The sequence below is a fragment of the Helicobacter bizzozeronii genome (assembly GCF_900196775.1).
In the GTDB taxonomy this organism is placed as follows: Bacteria; Campylobacterota; Campylobacteria; order Campylobacterales; family Helicobacteraceae; genus Helicobacter; species Helicobacter bizzozeronii.
Genome location: NZ_FZLB01000080.1, coordinates 1 through 4,907, shown reverse-complemented (window position 1 = coordinate 4,907; position 4,907 = coordinate 1). Strand labels below are relative to the sequence as shown.

Below are 4,907 nucleotides of genomic sequence, written 5' to 3'. Positions count from 1 at the left end.
TCACCTCCTTTCTTAGAGAATTGCCCTTGGCATTTGTTTGTCTAGGGAAAAGGCACAGGACTCTCTTGCTTAGGTGTTGGAGATGTTTAAAAAAATAATCCTCTTAGATTTTTGATTGTTGGGTTTTTGTGGGTCTAAGTTTTGTCGTGATTGCAAGACAAGCAAGCAAAGATTCGCCCCACCGGCAGGGGCGAGTAGAAACCAGCCCTATTACCGGCTACGCCCCACCTTCACCATGCGGTTTCTCAGCTGGGCTAAACTATCCTGCAGGGGGATTTCCTTAGGACAGGTGTCATGGCAACCAATCAAGCTCATGCACCCAAAAATCCCATCGTCATCGCCCACTAATTCGTAAAAATCCTCATCACTGCGCTCATCATGGGAGTCAATCAAAAAGCGCATCGCGCGGTTTAGTCCGGCTGCGCCAATAAAGTTTTCACGCATCAGCTTTGTCCCACAAGCGGCAATGCAACACCCACACTCAATACAGCGATCCAGCTCAAAGACTTCTTGAGCTTCATCTGGGTCAATGCGCTCTTCAGGCTGGGTAATATCCACTTCCTTGCGGTGGTGCGCCCAGCTCTCCACGCGCTTGGTCATGTTAAAAAACCACTCACCGGTATTCACACTCAAATCCTTGATCAAGGGAAAAGAGGGCATGGGCATGAGCGTGATTGTGTCCTCTTGAAAACTAGAAGTTAAGGTTTTGCATGCCAAGCGAGGGCGACCATTAACCATCATCGCACAGCTCCCACAAATCCCCGCACGGCACACAAAGTCAAAGCTCAAATCCGGATCCAAAGTTTCACGGATAATACCCAAAGCGATAAAAAGAGTCATGGAGGGGATTTCTTGGAGTTGATACTCTTTAAAATGGGGTTTAGACACCGCGCTTTGGGGGTCAAACTTTAGGGCTTTAATGGTGATGGTGCGACTCATTACTTGTCTCCTAGTCTAATGTTGCGGGCTTTGTATTGGGGCTGTAAATCAAAGGGCATGAGGGCTTCTTGCAATTCGTAGCGATCCCCCCCCCGCGCCTTGATCTCTTCTGTAATTTTGGCAATCTGTGCATCGCGCTGCTCCTTGAGCGGGTGGGGGATGAAATTGCCCTTAGCCCCATAACCCCTAAAATCAGGGCTGATCTCCATCGTCATAATGTCTAAATCCTCATAGCTCAAGGTGGGCAAAGTCTGGGTAGGGTCTTCCCAAGAAGCTAGAGTGCGCTTGAGCCAGTTGGCATCATCTCTTTTGGGGTGATCGATACGGGTGTGTGCCCCACGGCTCTCGGTGCGATCTAGTGCGCCTTTGGCGATACACAATGCGAGTTTAAGCATTTTTTGGGTGCGGTAAGCGTCTTCTAACTCGGGGTTGTTGTGTGTCTTTTTATTTTTTACATGGATATGCTGGGCGCGTTTGTAGAGCTCCTCTAATTCATGCACGGCCTCCTCTAGGATCGCACCCTCTCTAAAGACCCCCACCTTTTCGTCCATGATCTCGCGCATGCGCTCCCTAATCACATAGACATCTTCCTTGCCCTCATTGTGCAAGAGACCTTGCAAATGCTCTTCTGTGCGCTTGATAAAGCTTTGGGCGATTTGGGTGCTAATCTCAATACTCGCTTGTGCGCAGTGCTGGGCGAAGTAATCCCCGATGATCATCCCAGCAACCACCGCCTCGCTCACAGAGTTACCCCCTAGGCGATTAAACCCGTGCAAATCCCAACACGCTGCCTCACCCGCACAAAAGAGCCCCTTTAGATGACTCTCTCCTTTATAATTGGTGCGTAGTCCCCCCATAGAGTAGTGTTGCATGGGCTTAATAGGCACCCAACCTCTTTGTTTGGGCGCACCCTCGCCAAATTGAGGCTCATCTTTGGGCATGTCTTTCAAATTTGTATCGCCTTCTATGCTATCATCTGCTGCATCAATGCCCGCAAAGGTATGGGCGATGTCGTGCACATCTCTAAGATTTTTTTCTACATGCTCGCGACCTAAAATAGCAATGTCCAACCACACATGATCGCCATAAGGCGAAGGCGCGCCATAGCCCTTTTTAATGTGCTCTAAAATGCGCCGACTCACCACATCCCGACTAGCTAATTCTTTCTTTTCGGGTTCATAAGCAGGCATGAAACGCCGCCCAAATTTATCGCGCAAAATCCCCCCATCGCCCCGACACCCCTCTGTCATCAAAATCCCGCTGGGCACTAAGGCTGTAGGGTGGAATTGCACCGCTTCCATGTTGCCCAGTTTAGCTACCCCCGTTTCTAGCGCGCTGGCAATCCCTGCGCCATCGCAAATCACCGCATTGGTCGTGTGCTTATAGACCCGCCCATAACCCCCCGTAGCTAAAAGCGTGCCCTTAGACACATAGGCACTCAATTCCCCGGTGATCAAATCGCGCACTACAGCTCCACAGCACACACCCTCATGGTGGATTAGAGTTAAAACCTCTTTGCGATCCTGAATATCCACTTGGTGGTGCAAGGCTTCATTAGCCACCGCATAGAGCATGGTATGCCCAGTCGCGTCCGCTGTAAAGCAGGTGCGCCACTTTTTCGTGCCCCCAAAGTCGCGGCTTTGGATATAGCCATGGCGATCCTCTCTCTCAGTAATGGTTACATGCTCGCCATTGATCACAGCCTTGCGATCCCCCTTTTTAATGCGCGTCCAAGGCACCCCCCAGCTAGCCAACTCCCTAATGGCTTTGGGCGCAGTGGTTACAAACATTCTAGCCACTTGTTGATCGCAACCCCAGTCGCTCCCCTTCACCGTGTCCAAAAAATGCAGATCCTCATTATCCCCTTCACTCATCTTAGCATTGCCCAAACTAGCCTGCATGCCCCCTTGTGCAGCTGCTGAGTGGGAACGCCTTACAGGCACTAGACTTAACACGATGGTGTGCAATCCCCGCTGTTTGCACGCAATACTGGCGCGCAAACCCGCCAAACCACCGCCCACCACCAATGCATCGCAATACACTATATTCATTCTTTTCCTTCCTTATGCAGTTGTTCATCTAGCTGGATTGCCTGTTGCATGCTGTTAATGCCCTGACTTTTTTGCGTGAGCCCTTTTTTGATATAAGCCCCATAAGTGAGTAGACCCAGAACGATGAAAAACACGCTCATGCTCCACTTAGCCTTTCTCAAGCCATCGATACCTAGATTTTTGAACCAACCCCATTTGATCGCCAAGCGGTAGAGCCCAATAGAGCCATGCAATTCCACGGCAAAGAGTAGGAAAATATAGAGTAACCAGAAATGTTGACTCACAAAGCGATAAGAGGAGGCATGCGGTCCGATGCTATGAGGAGCAGTGAGCATGACAAATAAATGCACGCTAGCTAGAAAGAACATCGCAAAGCCCGTGCCCACCTGCACAAACCATAGGGTGGTGTCGCCATGTTTCATCAAATGTTTATGGGTTTTGAAAATCTTATATTGGCGGTAATTAATAGGAAACTTCCTGAGTGCCAAAAAGGCATGCACGACCAAGATCACGATCACCCCGGCAGCTACCGCACTCACAATGGCGGGTTCGCCTGCCTTGATAAACAAGCTCCCCTCAAAAAACTTGGTTACTGCATACATGGCGCGATCGCTGATCAAAATGCTACTCACAAAGAACATGTGCGCAATCATAAACAATGCCAAGATCAAGCCCGTTGCGCTCTGCCAAAAGTCCAATTTGGCGTAAATCCCGCTCTTTTTACGCTCCGTAGTAACCCCGTAGTAACCCTCTATGATCTCCTCTTGTTGCATGCGCTCTCCTCAAATTTTCACAAAATGATAGCAAAATTATGGTATTTTTCAGTTATCTTTGCCATCTTTTGCTAAGATACGTAGAAACGAGATCATGGATTTTTGCTAGGAGAATATTTTGAAGTATGTTTTGGCTAATTTCAAATCTTATGCGATCGATTTGTTGCCCTATTTAGAGTGCCTAGATAGTGCTTTGGATGCCAAGCTAGCTCCCTATGTAACGCTTTTCCCCCCCATTTTAGAATTAGGGCAAGTCCAGCATGCATATACGCATTTTTCTTTGGGGGCACAAAATGCCTACCCCGCCCTAGATGGGGCATTCACTGGCGAGGTTACCCTGCAAGCCCTGCAAAAAAGACACATTAAAAGCGTGCTCATCGGGCATAGTGAGAGGCGTTTGTTAGAGAGCGATTCTTTTTGTGCAGAAAAATTCCACTTTTTTAAATCCCACCATTTCCAAATCATCTTTTGCATCGGCGAGTCCTTGCAACTAAGAGAACAAGGAGAAAAGGCACTGGTGGCGCACTTGTTAAACCAGCTTGAGGGGATTGACCTAGATTACCCCAAACTCATCGTGGCTTACGAGCCCATTTGGGCGATTGGCACGGGGGTGAGTGCACAGAGTAGCGATATTGCCAGCACTTTAAGTGCACTCAAGGTAGCTTTACGCCAAGCAGGACATACCATTCCTTTAATGGTTTATGGCGGGAGTGTGCAGGCGAGCAATGCCACAGAGATTTTAGATTTAGCAGAGGTAGATGGCGTGCTGGTGGGTAAGGCGTGTTTGGATTTAGATTCCTTGTTAGAGATCATTAAAATTAGTGCTGGTAAGGAGTTAGTATGACCCTAGATACATTATTGCAAACCTACAAATTGGAAGTTACCAAGCCCCAAAATTTTAAGGATTTTGAGGTGGCTGGGATTGCCCCCCTAGAGGTGGCCACCCCCAACCATTTAAGTTATGTGGATCAAAAATCCTATTTAAAAAAGCTCAAAGACACCAAAGCTGGGGCGATCTTTATCCGTGCGGAGTTTGCCAGCAAAGTGCCCGCAAGCAGCCTAGCTCTTATTAGCCCAAACCCCCATTTAGCCTTTGCGCAGGTTTCAGATGCTTTCAAGCGCGCGATGTTTGCCCGCCCCATTG

5 protein-coding genes are annotated in these 4,907 nt (G+C 48.6%); 2 read left to right on the top strand and 3 right to left on the bottom strand.

What is annotated here, in order from left to right:
- Positions 1-210 precede the first annotated feature (210 nt).
- The 3 genes from C5684_RS07995 to C5684_RS07985 are packed head-to-tail and all read right to left on the bottom strand — an operon-like array spanning position 211 to position 3,763.
- On the bottom strand, positions 211-939 hold the full coding sequence (locus C5684_RS07995; RefSeq protein WP_013889684.1) for a fumarate reductase iron-sulfur subunit: 729 nt from the start codon (positions 937-939) through the stop codon (positions 211-213).
- Positions 939-2,990, bottom strand: a complete 2,052-nt coding sequence (locus C5684_RS07990; protein ID WP_104639976.1) for a fumarate reductase flavoprotein subunit — start codon at positions 2,988-2,990, stop codon at positions 939-941. Before C5684_RS07990 ends, C5684_RS07995 begins: the two co-directional genes overlap by 1 nt.
- Entirely contained in the window at positions 2,987-3,763 is a 777-nt protein-coding gene (locus C5684_RS07985) for a fumarate reductase cytochrome b subunit (RefSeq protein ID WP_013889682.1), read from the bottom strand. Before C5684_RS07985 ends, C5684_RS07990 begins: the two co-directional genes overlap by 4 nt.
- Positions 3,764-3,878: 115 nt before the next feature.
- Between C5684_RS07985 and C5684_RS07980 the strand changes: the two genes are divergently transcribed.
- Entirely contained in the window at positions 3,879-4,607 is a 729-nt protein-coding gene (locus tag C5684_RS07980; RefSeq protein WP_407645779.1) for a triose-phosphate isomerase, read from the top strand.
- On the top strand, positions 4,604-4,907 hold a 304-nt coding region (locus C5684_RS07975), incomplete at its 3' end, for an LpxD N-terminal domain-containing protein (protein WP_324761470.1). The genes C5684_RS07980 and C5684_RS07975, both read left to right, overlap by 4 nt.

Excerpts from the sequence above, each read along its gene's own strand:
- C5684_RS07990 (WP_104639976.1), bottom strand. The coding sequence starts at position 2,990 with ATGAATATAGTGTATTGCGATGCATTGGTGGTGGGCGGTGGTTTGGCG.
- C5684_RS07995 (WP_013889684.1), bottom strand. The coding sequence starts at position 939 with ATGAGTCGCACCATCACCATTAAAGCCCTAAAGTTTGACCCCCAAAGC.
- C5684_RS07985 (WP_013889682.1), bottom strand. The coding sequence starts at position 3,763 with ATGCAACAAGAGGAGATCATAGAGGGTTACTACGGGGTTACTACGGAG.